Annotated in this window: 18 protein-coding genes; 10 read left to right on the top strand and 8 right to left on the bottom strand. The window is 41.1% G+C overall.

Features of this window, described 5'->3' with window-relative positions; all coding sequences use genetic code 11:
* Positions 1 to 14: 14 nt before the first annotated feature.
* On the top strand, positions 15 to 1,058 hold the full coding sequence (locus tag QMN06_RS09210; protein ID WP_281969826.1) for an Abi family protein: 1,044 nt from the start codon (positions 15 to 17) through the stop codon (positions 1,056 to 1,058).
* A gap of 171 nt (positions 1,059 to 1,229) precedes the next feature.
* On the top strand, positions 1,230 to 1,997 hold the full coding sequence (locus QMN06_RS09205; RefSeq protein WP_281969825.1) for a glutathione S-transferase family protein: 768 nt from the start codon (positions 1,230 to 1,232) through the stop codon (positions 1,995 to 1,997).
* On the opposite strand, the gene QMN06_RS09200 is transcribed toward QMN06_RS09205, so the two are convergent.
* From QMN06_RS09200 to QMN06_RS09165, 8 genes are read right to left on the bottom strand one after another with little or no spacing between them, the layout of a single operon-like run.
* Positions 1,998 to 2,888, bottom strand: coding sequence for an oxaloacetate decarboxylase (locus QMN06_RS09200; RefSeq protein WP_281969824.1), 891 nt, complete (start codon positions 2,886 to 2,888; stop codon positions 1,998 to 2,000).
* Entirely contained in the window at positions 2,885 to 3,394 is a 510-nt protein-coding gene (locus QMN06_RS09195; RefSeq protein WP_281969823.1) for a 3-isopropylmalate dehydratase, read from the bottom strand. Before QMN06_RS09195 ends, QMN06_RS09200 begins: the two co-directional genes overlap by 4 nt.
* The gene (locus QMN06_RS09190; RefSeq protein ID WP_281969822.1) at positions 3,391 to 4,683 is read right to left on the bottom strand and encodes an aconitase/3-isopropylmalate dehydratase large subunit family protein; all 1,293 of its coding nucleotides are present in this window, start codon (positions 4,681 to 4,683) and stop codon (positions 3,391 to 3,393) included. Before QMN06_RS09190 ends, QMN06_RS09195 begins: the two co-directional genes overlap by 4 nt.
* Positions 4,671 to 5,663, bottom strand: a complete 993-nt coding sequence (locus QMN06_RS09185) for a tripartite tricarboxylate transporter substrate binding protein (protein WP_281969821.1) — start codon at positions 5,661 to 5,663, stop codon at positions 4,671 to 4,673. The genes QMN06_RS09190 and QMN06_RS09185 overlap by 13 nt, the downstream gene beginning before the upstream one ends.
* 11 nt (positions 5,664 to 5,674) lie before the next feature.
* On the bottom strand, positions 5,675 to 6,736 hold the full coding sequence (locus QMN06_RS09180) for an Ldh family oxidoreductase (protein WP_281969820.1): 1,062 nt from the start codon (positions 6,734 to 6,736) through the stop codon (positions 5,675 to 5,677).
* Entirely contained in the window at positions 6,718 to 7,854 is a 1,137-nt protein-coding gene (locus QMN06_RS09175) for a mandelate racemase/muconate lactonizing enzyme family protein (protein WP_281969819.1), read from the bottom strand. The genes QMN06_RS09180 and QMN06_RS09175 overlap by 19 nt, the downstream gene beginning before the upstream one ends.
* 19 nt (positions 7,855 to 7,873) lie before the next feature.
* Entirely contained in the window at positions 7,874 to 8,623 is a 750-nt protein-coding gene (locus QMN06_RS09170; RefSeq protein ID WP_281969818.1) for a GntR family transcriptional regulator, read from the bottom strand.
* 1 nt (position 8,624) lies between these two features.
* Complete coding sequence (locus QMN06_RS09165) at positions 8,625 to 9,548, bottom strand: SMP-30/gluconolactonase/LRE family protein (protein WP_348649138.1); 924 nt, start codon at positions 9,546 to 9,548, stop codon at positions 8,625 to 8,627.
* Positions 9,549 to 9,716: 168 nt separating this feature from the next.
* On the opposite strand from QMN06_RS09165, the gene QMN06_RS09160 reads away from it, so the two are divergent.
* From QMN06_RS09160 to QMN06_RS09125, 8 genes are all read left to right on the top strand, one after another.
* Positions 9,717 to 10,637, top strand: coding sequence for a 3-hydroxyacyl-CoA dehydrogenase NAD-binding domain-containing protein (locus tag QMN06_RS09160; RefSeq protein WP_281969817.1), 921 nt, complete (start codon positions 9,717 to 9,719; stop codon positions 10,635 to 10,637).
* Between the two features lie 82 nt (positions 10,638 to 10,719).
* Positions 10,720 to 11,595, top strand: a complete 876-nt coding sequence (locus QMN06_RS09155; protein WP_281969816.1) for an enoyl-CoA hydratase-related protein — start codon at positions 10,720 to 10,722, stop codon at positions 11,593 to 11,595.
* The gene (locus QMN06_RS09150) at positions 11,567 to 12,805 is read left to right on the top strand and encodes a CoA transferase (protein ID WP_281969815.1); all 1,239 of its coding nucleotides are present in this window, start codon (positions 11,567 to 11,569) and stop codon (positions 12,803 to 12,805) included. Before QMN06_RS09155 ends, QMN06_RS09150 begins: the two co-directional genes overlap by 29 nt.
* 175 nt (positions 12,806 to 12,980) lie before the next feature.
* Positions 12,981 to 14,270 carry an ABC transporter substrate-binding protein gene (locus QMN06_RS09145; RefSeq protein WP_281969814.1) on the top strand — a complete coding sequence of 430 codons (1,290 nt, stop codon included), beginning with the start codon at positions 12,981 to 12,983 and terminating at the stop codon, positions 14,268 to 14,270.
* Positions 14,271 to 14,333: 63 nt separating this feature from the next.
* Complete coding sequence (locus tag QMN06_RS09140; protein WP_281969813.1) at positions 14,334 to 15,230, top strand: branched-chain amino acid ABC transporter permease; 897 nt, start codon at positions 14,334 to 14,336, stop codon at positions 15,228 to 15,230.
* Positions 15,227 to 16,171 (top strand): branched-chain amino acid ABC transporter permease, encoded by a 945-nt coding sequence (locus QMN06_RS09135; RefSeq protein ID WP_281969812.1) that lies wholly within the window; start codon positions 15,227 to 15,229, stop codon positions 16,169 to 16,171. The genes QMN06_RS09140 and QMN06_RS09135 overlap by 4 nt, the downstream gene beginning before the upstream one ends.
* The gene (locus tag QMN06_RS09130) at positions 16,164 to 16,973 is read left to right on the top strand and encodes an ABC transporter ATP-binding protein (RefSeq protein ID WP_281969811.1); all 810 of its coding nucleotides are present in this window, start codon (positions 16,164 to 16,166) and stop codon (positions 16,971 to 16,973) included. Before QMN06_RS09135 ends, QMN06_RS09130 begins: the two co-directional genes overlap by 8 nt.
* Positions 16,966 to 17,625, top strand: coding sequence for an ATP-binding cassette domain-containing protein (locus tag QMN06_RS09125; RefSeq protein ID WP_281969810.1), 660 nt, complete (start codon positions 16,966 to 16,968; stop codon positions 17,623 to 17,625). The genes QMN06_RS09130 and QMN06_RS09125 overlap by 8 nt, the downstream gene beginning before the upstream one ends.
* Positions 17,626 to 17,635 lie beyond the last annotated feature (10 nt).

Below are 17,635 nucleotides of genomic sequence, written 5' to 3'. Positions count from 1 at the left end.
CTAAGATGTGTATAATGATTAGTAACACACCCGCCATGCCTCTCTGCGATGCACACTTTGGCGGGTTTTTTTTAAATATGACTCAATTCGACAAACCCGCACTCAGCATTGCTGATCATATCCAAAAATTAAAAGATCGCAGTTTAATTATTACTGATGATGCTAGAGCTTCATTTTGTTTAAATAATATCAGTTACTTTCGTCTTTCTGCATATACTAGACCTTTTTATGTACCAGATCTCGAAGACCATTTATTTAAAAGTGGTACTAGGTTTGAGGATGTTTTAAGTCTTTATATATTTGATCGAGAGCTAAGACTTTTACTACTTGATGCGATTGAAAGAATAGAAGTTTCCCTAAGAGCTCAAATAACTAATACTTTAGGTATGCGCTATGGCCCTCACGGCTATCTGGATTCAACCCTATTTGATACCCGTTACGACCACTCATGGTTGTTAGAAAAATTAGCAGATGATTCAAAAAGGCGGGAGGTTGAAACCTTTTTAAACCATTATCGTAATAAATATAAACAAGCCCCTGAGCAACCACCAATTTGGATGGTTGTAGAGTTATTAACTTTCAAGGAAGTTTCTACTCTTTTTTCAAATTTGAAAAATCCTATAGATTCACAACAAATTGAATCTCATTTTCAATTTAAATACACCCTTTTAAAATCCTGGTTCCGAAGCTTGTCTGATCTTCGAAATTTATGTGCTCATCATGCTAGGGTCTGGAATCGTGAGTTTGGGAGTTGTCCTGAACTTCCCAAGCGACCTCCAAAAAAATGGCCATCCTTTCCATCGTCTATTCCTGTTAAAAGTAGAACTTATACCCAATTTATCAATCCTCAAAGAAGACTTTATTTACAAATAGTAGTTATTGAATCGATGCTTAGAATCATAACTCCTGATAATTGTTGGGCATCAAGATTGATCAATCTTCTTGATCGCTACCCATCAGTTTCAAGAGCACACATGGGTTTCCCGGAAAATTGGGATTTAGACCCATTTTGGGAAAATGCTATGGCCAATTCAGGACGAATGAGTGGAAAAAAATAGAAATAAAGAAGATTATTCAGAATAATAGTTATTCTTTAATCAAGATAACTGAGAATGACTCAGCAACCTTGGGAGTGATTTTTTTTGCTGTATTAATTTATGGTGCAGCAATTAAGTATTGTGGATACCCAAATAATGCTAATATCAATATGACACGTTTAAAGGTACTTTATGAGTGATTTTGTTCTTTACAATGCCCCACAATCAACATGCAGTCAGCGCGTACGCTTTGTTCTCAATGCCAAAAAAATTCCATTTGAGCAACATTTGTTGGATTTATTTTCTGGTGATCAATTAAAGCCTGAATATAAAGCAATTAATCCAAATGCAGTTGTGCCCGCATTGATTCATCAAGGAAGAACAGTTTTAGATTCTGCCGTCATCATGGAGTATTTGGATGAAGTAAGGCCTGATCCTATTTGCTTTACTCCTACAGATCCAGTAGAAAGAGCAAAGATGCGTTGGATGATGCGCTACATCGATGAAATACCAACCCCAGCGATCCGAGTGCCTTCCTATAACTTGGCATTTTTACCGCATTTCCAAAAGATGTCGGAAGAAGAGTTTCTTACGTTGTGCGAATCCAAACCCCTAAGAAAAGAATTTCTGATGGCAATGGGACGAACCGGTTTCCCGCAAAAGGATATGGATACTGCAACAGATAAATTACAACGTGCTGTTGTGCGTATGAATGAGTGGATTACAGAATCAGGCGGTCCTTGGTTAATGGGCAAAGAGATAAGCCTTGCGGATATCGCCGTGATGCCAGTGATTGTTCGTATGGCAGATATCAATATGGATGATGCATGGCAAGATATGCCACAGATAGCAACTTGGTTAAAAAATATTCAGACACATGAAGCTTTTCAGCCTACGTACTATAGCGGTTCATTGCTGACTGAAAAATATCCCCATTTAGCAACTTTAAAGAAAAAGTAATTAATCAAAAAACTTTTTTTCCCACTCTTCAAAATCAGCAAGACCTAGCGCAGCATTGTATTGTGCGCCAGTTAGCATGCTTTCACGAAGTCCAGCAATGTTGCCAGAAGACTTTAATTTAGTTAACGCTTGTTGCATGGCATAACCAAAAACTCCTCGGCCCAGACTTGGATGAATCGCAATATCGATTCCCAAAGATTTCATTTGTGAGGCCTGTAATTCAGAAACAGCACCGCCTACATCCACATTAAACATACAGGTCGACTTCACTTCATCTTTAATCCGTCGAATCATCTCAATCGCATTCGGACTCGGTTTTAATTCAACAAAGACGGCATCAGCACCTTCATCAATAAAAGCTCTTGCTCGTTCAATGGCATGATCTAAGCCTAAACTTGCTGCACAATCTGTTCTTGCAATAATCATCAAGCTATCATCCACACGACTTAAGGTAGCAGCTTTAATTTGATTAATGGCTTCTTTGAAATCCAATACTGTTCGCGCACCTTCAAATTGTGCACACCGCTTAGGGAAGCGTTGATCTTCAATATGAATCGCGCTAACTCCAGCCGCCTCAAATTCCTGAACAGTTCGTTGAATATTAAAAAGCCCGCCATAGCCGGTATCCGCATCGCAGATTAACGGTAAATGGGTGCAGGCAGCGATACGTCTTGCATGATCAGCAATTAACGTGAGATCGACTTGTCCAATATCTGGATGACCTAAGAGAGATGCCGAAACGCCATTACCGGTGAGGTATACCGCCGAAAATCCAGCATTCGTAACAAGCTTTGCGCCAAAGGCATCATAAATTCCTGGGGCAACGACTACATCCTTACCATTGATTAACTGGCGTAGTTTTTCTCGTTTATGTGCAGGGCTTAGATTCATGCGGCAAAATTCCAATCAGGATGTTTCGTAATGAAATTCAGTAAACCGCCCATTTGAATAATTTTTAAAATTTCTTGAGGCAGGGGAGTAAAGTTGATTTCATAGGAATTCGAAATGACCTTACCGAGTTGTAAGTCAACTTGTAAGTTTTCCCCTGCTTGAATTTGTGCAGTATCACATTCAATAATTGGCAGACCATTATTGATGGCATTACGAAAAAATTGTCGACCAAAAGATGGTGCCAAAATACATTTGACCTTCATCAAATGTAGAACATGAATCGCTTGCTCTCTAGAAGAGTTGATACCAAAGTTTTTACCAGCGACTAAAATTCCGCCGCCATTTGCAATCACGCCTTGAGCAAAGCCAGGCTCTAATTTCTCAAAAGCAACAGTACTTACATATTCACTATCTTTGCCGGGAAGATATTTACTTGAGCAATTGATGTCTGTATTGACCTCTTCGCCTAGCAAGAAGGTTTTTCCTTCGATTAACATATTACTCATGCATTTCTCCACGAGCCACCGGCGACAGTTCTTGGGTCAGTAATAAAGCCAGTGAGGGCAGAAGCCGCAACCGTTGCTGCAGACCCTAACCAAATGTCTGCTTCATCATTGGAGAGTCGGCCCTTAAAATTACGATTTGCACTTGAAATAACTGTTTCTTGATTACCTGGAACTAGATGATTGGTAATGCCAACACAAGTTCCACAACCAGCTGCTTCAAAAGATGCACCCGCAGAGGTTAGGATTTCAATCAGACCTTCACGTAACGCAGCTAAATAGATTTGACGAGAAGCCGGAGTAACAATCATACGCACCCCCTTCGCCAATTTCTTACCTTTTAAGATGTGCGCTGCTTGCCGAATATCATCGAGTCGACCATTGGTGCAGGTACCTATTAGAGCAAATTGAATCGCTTGACGATCAATTTGGTCTGTTCCTACCACATCATCGACATTGTGCTTTCTAGCTACTTGAGGCGCAAGAGTAGACACATTGAGTTGATCCTTAAACGCATAGATCGCATCGTGATCGGCGTAGACTGGGGCAGGAGTTTTAGCGCCGTGAGCAGATAACCAGTCAATGGTTTTTTGATCAGCTTCTAAAATCGCTGCTTTAGCACCAAGTTCAGCCGCATGATTACACAAGGTCATACGGTCATCAATATCCATTTTGCTAACTGCTGAACCAATGTATTCAATTGCCTTGTAGTTCAAACCTTCAGCTTTATATTTTCCTAAAAGATATAAGGTAATATCTTTTGCCCATACCCCAGGTTGAAGTTCGCCATTGAGATGAATCTGAACAGATTCAGGAACCCGAAACCATAGTTTGCCACTTGCCATTACCGTGGCAACATCACTACCTTCGATACCAGTTCCAAAAGCGTTAAATGCGCCATAAGTCACTGAGTGGGTATCCGTACCTACAATTAAATCACCACTCGTGAGATGTCCCCCCTCTGGCAATACTTGGTGGCAAATACCATCACCGATGTCATATAAGTGCGTATTTGCCTGCTCAGAAAAGTTGCGCATTTTTTGATGAATCTCAGCAGCCTCCAGGTTTGGAGGAGGAGAGTAATGATCTAAAACTAAAGCCGTATTTTGCGTAAACTTAAGAGCATCTTTATCTAATTTACTCATCATTTTGATGGTGTTTGATGCTCGTGTATCGGTAACCATCGCAAAGTCAACATCACAGACAACGACTTCGCCGGCTTTTACAGAATCTTTCTTTGCTCGTTTAGCCAGAATTTTTTCACTGATGGTGTATCCCATTATTTTTCCCATGGTATTTTTTTAATGATTTTTCCCCAAACTTCATATTCAGATTTGACGTAAGTGTACAGTTCTGTTGGTGAGTTGGGTGAGCCTTCTAGTCCAACACGATGTAAGCGATCAAGCGTATCTGGATCACGCATCGCCTTTGTAAGAGCAATATTGAGTTTATTGACTACCTCTGCCGGCATTTTGGCGGGACCAACAAATGCGTACCAGTTATCAGCTTGGTATCCAGGATAGCCTTGTTCTGCAATGGTGGGCACATTTGGCAAAGCTAGTGCACGTTTGGAGCCGGTTACACCGAGCGCTCTTAATTTTCCGGCTTCAATAAACGGAATTGCGGTTGGCGTACTTGCAAAAATCGCTGTAATATTGCCCCCCAGTAAATCATTCATAGCAGGCCCACCACCTTTGTAATTAATGTGTTGAGCATTCATGCCAGAGCGAATTTTAAGAAGTTCACCTGCAAGGTGACCCGTACTCCCATTACCAGAAGAGCCAAAAGTCACAAATCCTTTTTTATCTTTGCCGGCATTTACAAAATCTTTCAGATTTTTAATTGGCGAATCAGCTTTGACAACCAAAATATTAGAAAAAGTAACACCCTGAGTAATCATGCTGAAGTCTTTTAAAGGATCAAAGCTTGTTCCTTCAGGCATGTGAGGATTAATGGCTAAAGAGCCAATGGTTGTTAATAAAATGTTGTAGCCATCAGCAGGGGCTTTGACGATGTAATCACTCGCCAGATTACCGCCTGCACCTGGTTTATTTTCAATAATGACGGACTGTCCAATATATTCGCTGAACTTCGGGGCAATTAACCTTGCAGCGGTATCTGAGCCACCACCTGCTGCAAATCCAATAATTAAACGGATGGGCTTATTGGGGTAATCTGCATTTGACTGAGCAAAGACAGGAGAGGTGAAGAAGATACTCAATCCAGCAAAAAGTAATTTGGTGGGTAGTTGCTTTAATGAAAACTTCTTCACGTTCATTCTCCTTAATTCATTTGAATAGGTTCGATACCTGCAAGTTCTGCACAAGTATGCAGGTTTTTGAGTAACCCTGCCGGAATCGGAATCCCCTCTACCTTTCTTTTTTGCTTAGCCTGCGCCGCTCCATCACCAGGAACTCGAATCTTTGAAACATTGGGTAATGGTTTGGATGATTTAATTTCACCAATCAGTTGATCCGCAGATTGTGTCATATTTTGGAAACCCGCTAAAAATTCTGGATTGACCGCAATAATAGTTTGACCTGTATTGGTTACCGCAGTTTCATCATCATTGAAGTCGACAAGTTGTGAGCCAACGGCCGCACCATTCATTGAGCCAGCTAAAAGAGCAATCATTAGAGACAAGCCATAGCCTTTGTAATCACCAATTGGTAAAAGCGTCCCTTCAGACGATCGGTTTGGATCAGTTAAGGGATTGCCTTGTTTATCAATCATCCAGCCAACAGGCATTGGTTCACCTGCTTGTGCCTTCATTTTTACTTTACCGTATGCGGCAACAGTTGTGGCCATGTCTAAAACAACAGGACCTTGTTGATTGCTCGTTGGAACAGAGATGGCAATGGGATTAGTCGACAGTAGAGGATCAACACCACCCCATGGGGCCATATGATTGGCACTTCCTACTGCCATATAAATACCAACGAGACCTGCCTCTGATACGAGATTGGCATAGGTTGATCCCGCACCGGCATGATTGCCATAACAACAACCCATCCAGCCTATACCAGTTACTTTGGCTTTAGCAATTGCCATTTCAGCACAGCGATGCATCACCAAATGGCCCATGGCATTATCACCATGAAGTAGCCCGATAGAAGGAGCGTCCTGCAAAAGTCTCATTTCCGGATTTAGGTTAATGCCCCCAGACTTTATGCGGCGAGCGTATTGCAACAAGCGAAATACGCCATGCCCATCAGCACCAGATAAATCTGTACGAACCATTAAGTCTGCACATAAGGTCGCATCTTGAGTTGGCATACCAAGGCCAATAAAGACCTTGGAGATAAAATTTTGTACTTCTTCAGCACTTAAATAATTTGTGTCCATACTTGGCTTCCAGTCGCATATTTTTTCACTGCCGCTTCATCAAAATTAAAGCCAAGACCCGGTGTTTGATGCAACATCAAGTCACCTTTTTCAAAGCTTAATTGTTTATCAATCAAGCGACGGAAATTGAGAACTTGATCATCGGTGAAGAACTCAACAAAACGGGCATTTGGCGTTGCCGCAACAAGAGGTGCATGTAAATCATGGAACCAATGTGGGCTGACGGTAACGCCTTTAGAGTCAGCAAATGCTGCAATACGGCGCCACTCACTAATGCCACCACAAACGGCCGCATCCGTTTGCAAAATTTCACAGCCGCCAGCTTCTACAAGCTCACGATGACGCCAGCGACCCACCTCAATCTCACCAGTGGCAACTGTAATCGTCGTTCTACTGGCAAGGCGTGCATGTAAGTCAATCGCATCTGGCGAAAACGGCTCCTCAATCCAATACGGGTTGTACTGTTCAAATCGTTGAATATATTCCATAGCAGTTGGCAGATCGCGCCAAGCATTATTAGCGTCCATTGTCACAATAATGTCATCACCAACCGCATCTCTTACTGCAGCCAAACGTTCTTCTTCTTCGCGAGGAGAAAGACGGCCAGTTTTCATTTTGACTGCTTTAAAACCCATAGCAACATAAGATTCCATCTCTTTTGCCAAAAGGGCAGGTGTCTTGCCATCTACATAATATCCACCACTTGCGTATGCAGGCACGCGGTCGAGAACTACGGCACCTAAGTATTGGTGCAAAGGTAAGCCAACAGAGCGAGCATTTAAATCCCAAATAGCCGTATCTAAGATCGAGATACCACGCATGACTGAGCCAGAGCGCCCTTGTAAAATTGACTCAGAGTACATTTCTTGCCAAAGACCTTCACTACGATGACTTTCTTGGCCAATAATTTTTGGTGCTAATAATTGTTCTACAGCAATCTTTGCAATTTCACCTGCTTTGCTACCAACGTAGCAAAAGCCAATACCCTCAATACCATCCGTGTTCGTTACTTTAACTAAACAGTAGTGACGTTCGGAGACAGTGCGAGTTGAAAAAGAAGTGACTTTATCTAAAGGTATGCTGACATTGGCAACATGGACTGATTTAATAATAGACATATTGGTTTCTTTCGGTTGATTAGTTGATTTGATGGGAACTACGCAGATTCATTTTGAAGGTATAACGATTTTCAGGATGATGAGTCATAGAGATTTCAAATGGATTGCCTTCTTGATCAAAGTACCTTCTTAAAACCACTAAAGAAGGTGATCCCGTTTGAACGCCCAATAACTCAGCATGTTTTTTGGCTAGTTTTGAGGAAGAAATCTCCACATCGGCATGGGCAATACTTACGCCAAAATGTTTTTCGATTTGGGAGTAAACCATTTCGCGTGAATGATCTTTCATTTGAGTTAACTTAGCAAATTTTTGCAATATATAAATATCCGTCCAAGCCAATTTAATATGAGTCTCTTCTTCTAGTCTAATTGCTCCAATATGATACCAAGCGGAACCAATAGGAGCTTGTAAGATTTTTTGTAAATCTTGATCACATTCCACATACTCTTCGATATGGCTTTCTCGGTAGGTGTTGCGTGGGTAATTCAAAATCTCTCCTAGAGAGTTAAAACTTTGACTAAATTTTCTGGGTTGTGAGGTTGAAATTACTTTTGTTGCAGCCCCTTGATGGCGATAGATATAACCATTTTCGTGTAAAAACTGTAACGCTTGTCTAACCGTTTGGCGACTGACTTTAAAATTAGCAGCTAATTGGTTTTCAGAGGGGAGGTTATCCCCAACAGACCAAACGCCAGATTGGATTTGATCGACAAGTTGCTCTGCAACCTGCCGATACAAAACCACTCTTTTAGTTACTGCTTGTAGCATGTCAGCTAAGACCAAACATCTTTTTACCAGCAACTGGTAAACGTGCTTTAAGAATATCACCGGACATTGATTCAGTGATGTAAAGATCTCTGCCATCACCGCCAGTACAAATATTGGCAAGATGGTGGTGGTGTTTATTTTCAGAGTAAATCAAATGAGTTGGCAACATATTGCTATCAAAGCGCCAAACACCAACACCAAGGTGGCAAACGAGTAGACCATTTTCTGAATCCATTTCTATGCCGTCAGGACCAGCAGCACCACCAGATAACTGAATCGCAACACCTGTTTTGGAAACTGAACCATCAGCCATGATGGGTAAGCGCCAAATTTGTTGTGAGCGAGTTACTGCCACATAACAATGCTTATCGGTAGTTGATAATGTAATACCGTTAGGACTTGGAACATTGAGAGCTAAACGGTCTAATTGACCATTTGCGCGTAAACGAAACACACGACCTGTAGGATCAGCAATTCCAGTTTGGCCCTGGTCAGTGAAGTATAGGTCGCCATTCGCTGCAAAGTGGAGGTCATTTAAGCCCTTAAATGATTCGCTGTACATAGAGCCTAAAATCGTTTCGATTTTGCCAGTTTTTGTATCTAGGCTCAGGAGTCCCATTTTGTAATCGCAAATAAATGCTCTACCGTCTTTATGAAACTTTAAGCCGTTTGGCCATCCGTCATATTGCGTGATGAGTTCCCACTCACCTTTAGTTGAGATTCTAAAAATACGGCCATAGGGAATATCTACAAACCATAAATTACCTTCACGGTCAAAGGACGGACCTTCTAAAAAACACTCAATTTCAGCGCCTTGGCGGTTTGGATCTGCCCAAGAAGTTCGTTTTGGATTACGAAACTTTGCTGGCATGGACATGAATGGTTCAGCTTTAATTAATTCTACTTGTTGAAAGGGATTAAACACGAGTATGGCTCCTAACTTGTACGAACAGGTTTAATAAAAAATAATCACTTTATAATAATATTGAAATTATCAAGTAATTTATTGGTTACAATTAAATAAATTCAATTAATTAAAAGTATACATAAACTACTTGTACGAACAAGTTGGTTTTGGAGTTGGAGGAGACCGATGAAAAAAGTTGTCATATTGGGCACAGGAATTATGGCTGTCGGAATTGCCGCCGGTTTTTTGGCCAGTGCTCATGCCGTCATTTTGTTAGGTCGAAATGTAGATCGCGCCAAGAGCCAAGAAGATGAGATAGTCCAACTAACGAAGGATATGAATCCTTCTTGGAATCCTCAAGAAACTCCCTTAATTTTCGGATCAATTGATGATTGGAGTGATTGGACCGACGTGATTTGGGTATTAGAAACTATTAAAGAAGATATGGCTCTCAAGCAAGCCTTATTTGCCCAGTTAGATCAACGAGTACCTGCACATATTCCAATTGGCAGCAATAGTTCAGGATTTCCGATATCAAAAATTGCCGAAAACTTACCTACCGCTAATCGCATGTTCAATGCACATTACTTTATGCCAGCACACATTGTGCCGTTAGTCGAAGTTGTGCTTGGTGAAAAATCAGACCCAAGGATGGGGGAAGAGGTTTGTGAGTTGTATCGTGCCGCTGGTAAAAAACCGGTGTTGGTCAGAAAAGATATCCCAGGTTTTTTAGCTAATCGTATTCAACATGCGCTCATGCGTGAGGCTTTATCACTGGTTGATGCTGGTATTGCTACGCCTGATGACGTTGATACGGCGGTGCGTTATAGCTTTGGTTTTCGCTATGCTGCGGTTGGGCCGATGACACAAAAAGAGATCAGTGGTTGGGAAGGTATGGCTGGAGCTTCCGTTGAAATTTGGCCATCTTTATATAATGTAACTGGTTTGCAACCGGTCATTGCGAATTTGATTGCCAACGGTAAATATGGCATGAAATCGAAAGAGGGTTTTAGAACCTGGAGCGATGAAGAAATGAAAGAAATGCGTCGTAAATACAATGCCCGGCTTAAAGGAGCATTTGACGTCTTGCAAATTGAACCAGATTAATTTGTGTATGATTGAAGTTTGTTGTGTGTCACTTTGAAGTTGTAGTTTCGGTAGTATTTAAAATCATTTAATTGGAGTTGTTATGGAAAATCAAAAAAATTATAAAGACATCATTTTTGAAGTAAAAGATCAAGTTGCTTGGATTACGATTAATCGTCCGCGCGTCCTAAATGCATTCAGAGAGCAAACACTCGACGAAATGATTGATGCCGTTAAATTGACTCGTGAAGACCCATCGATTGCCTGTATCGTGTTTAAAGGCGCTGGAGATAAAGCCTTCTCAGCTGGTGGTGACTTCTACGCTATGAAGAGATTAACATTCACAAACGGTTCTATGTGGAATGATCGTATGTTAGGTCTTGCAATGGCCATTCGTGGTGTTGCGATTCCTGTGATTGCGATGGTAAATGGTTGGTGCGTCGGTGGTGGTCATGAACTCGCCTTATGGTGTGATTTAGTGATTGCTTCTGAAAAATCTATGTTAGGTCAAACAGGTGCAAAAGTAGGAGCATGTCCAACTGTTGGAGCAACTCAATACTTACCAAGAATTGTTGGCGAACGTATTGCTCGTGAAATGATTTTCTTGGCTAAGCGCTTTGATGCTAAAGAAGCTGAGAAAATTGGTTTGATCAATAAATGTGTGCCTGAAGCAAAACTCATGGAAGAGACGCTTGCATGGTGTGAAAGTATTAAGAGTCATAGTTCACAAACGATTCGTATGACAAAGAAGAGTTTGAATTTCGAATCAGATCAAATGTATGCATCATGGCAGCATGGTATGGAATTGTTAGCTTATGTTTGGGGATCAGAAGAGTGCTTAGAAGGTATGAATGCGTTCCTCGAAGATCGTAAGCCAGACTTCCAAAAATTCCGCCTGCAAAATAAAGCAGCTCTGGCGGATTATATGGATGGCTTTCATAAGAATTTGAATGCCCCACCTGACATGCGTGATCTCTAAGATGTCTGAAGTAAGTCAATCTTCGGAAGGTGCTCTAACCGGCTTTAAGGTCCTTGATCTCAGTCGCGTTCTCGCTGGTCCATGGTGTGGAATGCTTCTGGGTGATATGGGCGCCGAGGTTGTTAAAGTGGAATCCCCTAAGTCCGGTGACGATACTCGGGCATGGGGTCCTCCATTTTTGGAAGGGGAATCTTCTTATTATTTGGGATGTAATCGCAATAAAAGAGGAATTACCATCGACTTTTCCCAACCAGAAGGAAAAGACTTACTTGCAACTTTAATTCCTCATTTTGATGTTGTACTAGAAAATTTTAAAAATGGTACTTTAGAAAAATGGGGATTTAATCAAGCATGGTTTGAGAAAAACGCCCCAAGAGTGGTGCGTTGTTCAATTACCGGTTACGGTACGCAAGGACCACTTTCTCAATTACCAGGATATGATTTTATATTGCAGGCTGAATCTGGTTTGATGAGTATTTGTGGTGAAGAGCAGGGTGTTCCCAGTAAATATGGCGTTGCGATCGTTGATATTGCGACTGGCATGATGGCTGCGAACGTCATTCAAGGTGCTCTGTTAGCAAGGTATCGGACCGGACTCGGTCAGCATGTGGAAGTCGCTTTATATGACACTTCGATTGCCTTATTAGCTAATGTGGGTTCAAGCCATTTAGCAACCGGTAAAGATGCACGCCGTTTTGGTAATGGTCATCCGACAATTGTTCCTTATACAACTTTTAATGCGGCGGATAAGTTAATTGCACTGGCAATTGGCAATGATGGCCAATTTGCTAAATTAGCGGAAATTTTAGGTCATCCAGAGTGGGCAAGTAATGAAAAATATCAAACTAATACTGCGCGCATAGGTAATCGTGAAGAAGTGGATACGATGGTCGGGTTGGAACTGAAAAAAATACACTCTTCAGAATTAATCCCATTACTGCGCAAAAATGGAATACCAGTCGGACCTGTTAATACGGTTGCAGAGGCCCTTGCTACGGAACATACTTTAGCTAGACAAATGATTCTCAAGCATCAGCATCCTAGTATTGGTGAATTAAAAACCCTCGGTACTCCTCTAAAAATGCATCAAACACCAACCGCAGTTCGTTATCCACCCCCACGTTTGGGAGAGCATACGCAAGAAGTGCTTTCTGAATATTTGGATGAAAAACGTATTGAAGAATTGCGCTTACGAAAAGTGATCGCTTAAGCTTTTCGATTTTTATTCTTTTAGATGTTATAACTTTGCTTCGACTAAGGGTAATCACTAGATAACAAATTGTTGACGTAAACTATTGAAGACGTAAACTACTAAATGTACAAAAAAAATTGTGCATAAATAAAATAATAATTAAATAGTTTGATATTTATAAATTGGAGACAACATGAATTTGAGTAAGAAGCTTATAGCTAGTATTGTAATCGGGTCAATGATGGGTGTAGCCCAAGCGCAAGCACCTGCGGCTCCTGCCGCACCTGCCGAAGTGAAAATTGGTATCGTCTCCTTCTTGTCTGGTCCTGGCGCTGCACCATTTGGTGTGCCTGCTAGAAACACTGCTGAGATGTTGGCTGATGCATTTAATAATGCTAAAGCACCTGCGCCATACAACGTCAAAGGTTTTGGTGGTATGCCTGTCAAGCTTGTCGTGATTGATGAAGCTGGCTCTCCAACGAACGTAGTGACTGAATATCGCAACTTAGTACAACGCGATAAAGTGGATATTGTGATTGGTTATGTATCGAGTGGTAATTGCTTAGCAGTAGCGCCGATTGCTGAAGAATTAAAAACTCTCACATTAATGTATGACTGTGGTTCACCACGTCTTTTTGAGGAAAGCCCGAAAAAATATGTTTTCCGTGCGGTCAATCATGCTACCGCTGATAGCGTTGGAGCAGCTTTATATATTAAAGCAATCAAACCTACCGCAAAAACATACTCAGGCTTAAATCAAAATTACGCCTTTGGACAAGACTCTTGGTCAGATTTTCAAGGTGCTGTGAAGATGGTATTGCCGCAGTTACAAGAAAAAACTTCACAAATGCCTAAGTTGTTTGCAGGACAGTACAGTGCTGAAATTTCTTCCTTGTTAGAAAGTAAATCCGATGTGATTCACTCAAGTATTTGGGGTGGCGATATGGAGGCATTTATTCTCCAAGCTGGTCCACGTGGCTTATTTAAACAATCTTCTGTGATTCTCACTGGTGGTGAAGTATCCATGTTCAGATTGGGCACAAAGATTCCTGAGGGAACAATTATTGGAGCGCGAGGACCTTACGGTGTTTATGCTCCGAAATCTGCTTTAAATGATTGGTATCGTTCAAACGTTATCGATCGTTATAACGCACCGCCAAATTTAGCGGCTTATCAAATGGCTCACACGATTATGGCCACTAAATTGGCTTTTGAAAAAGCTTTGGCTGCAAATGGTGGTAATAAGCCAAGTTCAGATCAGATTGCAGATGCAATGCGTGGTATGACATATGAAGGCCCAGGTGGTGTGCATAAATTCAACTTGAGCAATGGTCATCAAGCAACTGCGGAAATGGTCTATGGACGCGTAAAGCACGTCAATGGCCAAATTCAACTAGTCGACCAAAAACGTTTTACTCCTGATCAGGTAATGCCACCCGATGGTGTGAAAGCTGCTGATTGGATGGCTTCTAAGAAGCAATAAAAGACTTTCCCAACTTAGAAGAAATCAAACGAGGTCTATGACCTCGTTTTTCAAAGGCACATCATGTCAAATTTACTAATCGTTTTAATTGATGGGATTAATTACGCAGCTTGGTTATTCATATCAGCTGTAGGATTAACTCTCATCTATGGAGTGATGCGCGTTTTAAATGTGGCGCATGCAAGTTTTTATTCCTTTGGGTGTTATGTTGCTGTGACCCTTGCTGGTTATTGGTTTAGTCATAACTATCCACCACATTTATCTTTCTTTGCTTTATTTGGAGCATCATTTATAGCTGGTTTTGCAATTGGCTGGATATTGGAGAGATTCTTGTTGCGCTATCAATACGCAAAAGATGAAGTAGTCATTCTTTTAATTACTTATGCAGTATTTTTGATTTTGGATGATGTGCTTAAATTAATTTGGGGTGTTGATCCTTACTATGCATCTGATCCATATGAACTATTAGGTACTTTTAATATTGGTGACATGACCTATCCTAATTATTATTTATTGATGATTGGTTCTGCAATTGTATTAAGTTTAGGACTCACCTACATGCTCAAGAAGACGCGCTTTGGCAAATTGTTGGTGAGTGTGATTCATGATCGTGAAATTAGTTCAGCCATGGGAATCAATGTCGGTCGATTCTTCAGCCTTACCTTCTCTTTTGGTTGTGCCCTTGCAGCAATTGCTGGGGGTATCACTACCCCAACTATTTCTGTAGTGCCTGGCTTAGGCGTGGATGTGATCGTTCTTTCATTTGCTGTAGTTGTCACTGGTGGCTTAGGAAGTTTGCCAGGTACTGCCTTGGCTGCAATCATTATGGGTGTAGTTCGATCATTCTGCGTACATTACGTACCGCAATTAGAACTATTCGTTATTTTTTCAGTGATGGCATTGGTTCTCGTGTTTCGTCCAAGAGGTTTATTTAGTTTGGCGGAGGCAAGAAAGATATGAAGCTTGATAAGTCATTAATTTATATGATTGGTTTTTTAGTTGGAGTTCTTCTTGTATCTCCGTGGTTACCACAATGGATTCTATTCATTATCACGCTAGCAGGTGCCAACGGCTTGGTGGTTTTAGGTTTAATGCTTTTTATGCGTCTTGGCTTAGTATCTTTTGGACAAGCATTATTCTTTTGTGCGGGAGCCTATACAACCGGTATGCTGTGTCTCTTGCTGAAGGTGACTGACTTGTTTGTATTGTTGATTGCCAGTGGATTCGTTGCCGGCTTTCTTGCTTACCTGTTAGGGTTCTTATTAGCCAAATATCGAGCTATCTTTTTTGGGCTATTGTCTTTAGCCTTTTCAATGATTCTTTATGGTGTTTTAGTAAAGAGTGAAAAATTAGGCTCAACAGATGGCTTTACTGTTTCGGGCCTAACAATACTAGGTTGGACTCCAGAAACTACTCAGATGAAAATCGTTCTCTACGGAATGACTGTAATTGCTGTCATTGTTGCCTTGTTATTTGTGAATATGATTTTAAAAAGTCCACGCGGGCTTTTATTGACTGCGATTCGAGATAATGAGATACGTGCGGAGTATATGGGAGCGTCTGCAAAAAGCACGATCCATTTGATTTATATCATTGCTGGAGTTTTATCCGGTGTTGGGGGTGCCATTGCAGCAATGGTGTCAGGTCATATTGATCCTAACATGACCTTTTGGACTTCTTCTGGAGAGTTTGTATTTATTGCAATCTTAGGTGGCATTGGGAGCGTGAGCGCACCATTTGTGGGAGCTCTTATTTTTGGTGCTATACAGACAATTGCATACGGTTATTCACCAAACACATGGCAAATGACCATTGGTATCTGTTTAATTGTGGTGATTTTGCTATTGCCTGAGGGTTTATGGTCCTTAGTTGAAAAAATGAGGAAAAAATCTCGTGTCTAATATTATTCTCACTGCGAATAACTTAAATAAAACCTTTGGTGCAGTTACTGCTGCAGCAAACATTAATGTCGAGGTCGAAGAAGGCGCTTGCATTGGCTTGATTGGTACGAATGGTGCAGGTAAAACCACTTTTGTAAATATGATTACTGGTTACCTAAAACCCGATACAGGATCGATTAGCTTTAATGGTATGGATATTACTCCCTTACCCCCAAGGAAAATCACTCAGCTTGGTATTTGTCGATCATTTCAGATTCCTCAGCTCTATAACACGATGACGACACTGGAAAATCTTGAAGTCAGTTACGGCATAATCGCTCTTCAAGAAAGTAAAGGCGCATTAACTACAAATACAAATGCAATTATTCCTTCCTTTGGTAAAACCATCCGAGAACTTGCCGTGGAAAGTATCGCAAAATATGGCTTAACTGACTATCAAGATCAAATTACGAAAGTTCTCCCAGGAGGCGTTCGCAAAGTACTTGATATAGCGATGGCAATGTCTACTCGCCCTAAAATACTTTTCTTAGATGAACCGACTAGTGGTGTTTCTGCAGAAGAAAAATTTGACATGATGGATATGATCATGCAAGCGATCCGAAATTCTGGAACAACGGTTTTGTTTGTCGAGCATGATATGGAAGTTGTCATGCGATACGCACAGCGAGTGCTTGCATTTTATGAAGGGACAATTATTGCGGATAGCCATCCTGATATTGCTCTCAAAGATGAGCGTGTTCTTAAATTTATCGTCGGGCACTCACAAGCCCAGCATGTATTATCGGAAAAATCAGATGCTTAAAATATCAGATCTCAACGTATCGATTCAATCAGTAGATATTCTGAGGAATGTTTCTGCTGAGCTACCTAACGCTTCAATGGCTGGTTTAGTTGGAAGAAATGGTGCTGGTAAGACTACGCTAATGAAGAGCATTATGGGTATCTTGCCTGCAAAGTCAGGTTCAATTGAGTTTCAAGGTCAGGATTTATTGAAAGTCCCCACTAATTTACGCAACCAATTAGGTATTGGCTATATGCCAGAAGATCGTCGTTTGATTCCCGACTTAACGGTTGAGGAAAATATTCTTCTTCCTATGTGGGCCAACAAATCTAAAGAGCCAAAGCAGCGTTTAGACTATGTTTACAACATCATCCCTGAATTAATTCAATTTGCGCCCCGTCGTGGCTTGCAACTCTCGGGTGGTCAACAAAAGTTAGTCGCTTTAGGGCGGGCGCTCATGATTGGCTCAAAGTTGTTATTGTTGGATGAGCCATTTGAGGGGATTGCTCCTGCATTAGCGCAACGCTTAGCAGAGGTGATTAGTCAATTAAGAAGTGAAGGAATGGCAGTTATATTTTCTGAGTCAGACTTACAATACTCTCGCCATTTGGTGCAAAATGTCTTTGAAATTGACCGTGGTATTTTGACAAGTCAGTCCATTCAACTTAGTTAATAAACTGTTT

It is taken from the genome of Polynucleobacter sp. SHI8 (genome assembly GCF_027944005.1).
Taxonomy (GTDB): domain Bacteria; phylum Pseudomonadota; class Gammaproteobacteria; order Burkholderiales; family Burkholderiaceae; genus Polynucleobacter.
Note: the sequence above shows the minus strand (reverse complement) of the source record. Positions and strands in the feature narration are given on the sequence as shown.

Bases quoted from the DNA above. Each gene is read 5' to 3' on its own strand.
- QMN06_RS09210 (WP_281969826.1), top strand. From the start codon at position 15: ATGATTAGTAACACACCCGCCATGCCTCTCTGCGATGCACACTTTGGC.
- QMN06_RS09205 (WP_281969825.1), top strand. From the start codon at position 1,230: ATGAGTGATTTTGTTCTTTACAATGCCCCACAATCAACATGCAGTCAG.
- QMN06_RS09200 (WP_281969824.1), bottom strand. From the start codon at position 2,888: ATGAATCTAAGCCCTGCACATAAACGAGAAAAACTACGCCAGTTAATC.
- QMN06_RS09195 (WP_281969823.1), bottom strand. From the start codon at position 3,394: ATGAGTAATATGTTAATCGAAGGAAAAACCTTCTTGCTAGGCGAAGAG.
- QMN06_RS09190 (WP_281969822.1), bottom strand. From the start codon at position 4,683: ATGGGAAAAATAATGGGATACACCATCAGTGAAAAAATTCTGGCTAAA.
- QMN06_RS09180 (WP_281969820.1), bottom strand. From the start codon at position 6,736: ATGGACACAAATTATTTAAGTGCTGAAGAAGTACAAAATTTTATCTCC.
- QMN06_RS09175 (WP_281969819.1), bottom strand. From the start codon at position 7,854: ATGTCTATTATTAAATCAGTCCATGTTGCCAATGTCAGCATACCTTTA.
- QMN06_RS09170 (WP_281969818.1), bottom strand. From the start codon at position 8,623: ATGCTACAAGCAGTAACTAAAAGAGTGGTTTTGTATCGGCAGGTTGCA.
- QMN06_RS09160 (WP_281969817.1), top strand. From the start codon at position 9,717: ATGAAAAAAGTTGTCATATTGGGCACAGGAATTATGGCTGTCGGAATT.
- QMN06_RS09155 (WP_281969816.1), top strand. From the start codon at position 10,720: ATGGAAAATCAAAAAAATTATAAAGACATCATTTTTGAAGTAAAAGAT.
- QMN06_RS09150 (WP_281969815.1), top strand. From the start codon at position 11,567: ATGCCCCACCTGACATGCGTGATCTCTAAGATGTCTGAAGTAAGTCAA.
- QMN06_RS09145 (WP_281969814.1), top strand. From the start codon at position 12,981: ATGAATTTGAGTAAGAAGCTTATAGCTAGTATTGTAATCGGGTCAATG.
- QMN06_RS09140 (WP_281969813.1), top strand. From the start codon at position 14,334: ATGTCAAATTTACTAATCGTTTTAATTGATGGGATTAATTACGCAGCT.
- QMN06_RS09135 (WP_281969812.1), top strand. From the start codon at position 15,227: ATGAAGCTTGATAAGTCATTAATTTATATGATTGGTTTTTTAGTTGGA.
- QMN06_RS09125 (WP_281969810.1), top strand. From the start codon at position 16,966: ATGCTTAAAATATCAGATCTCAACGTATCGATTCAATCAGTAGATATT.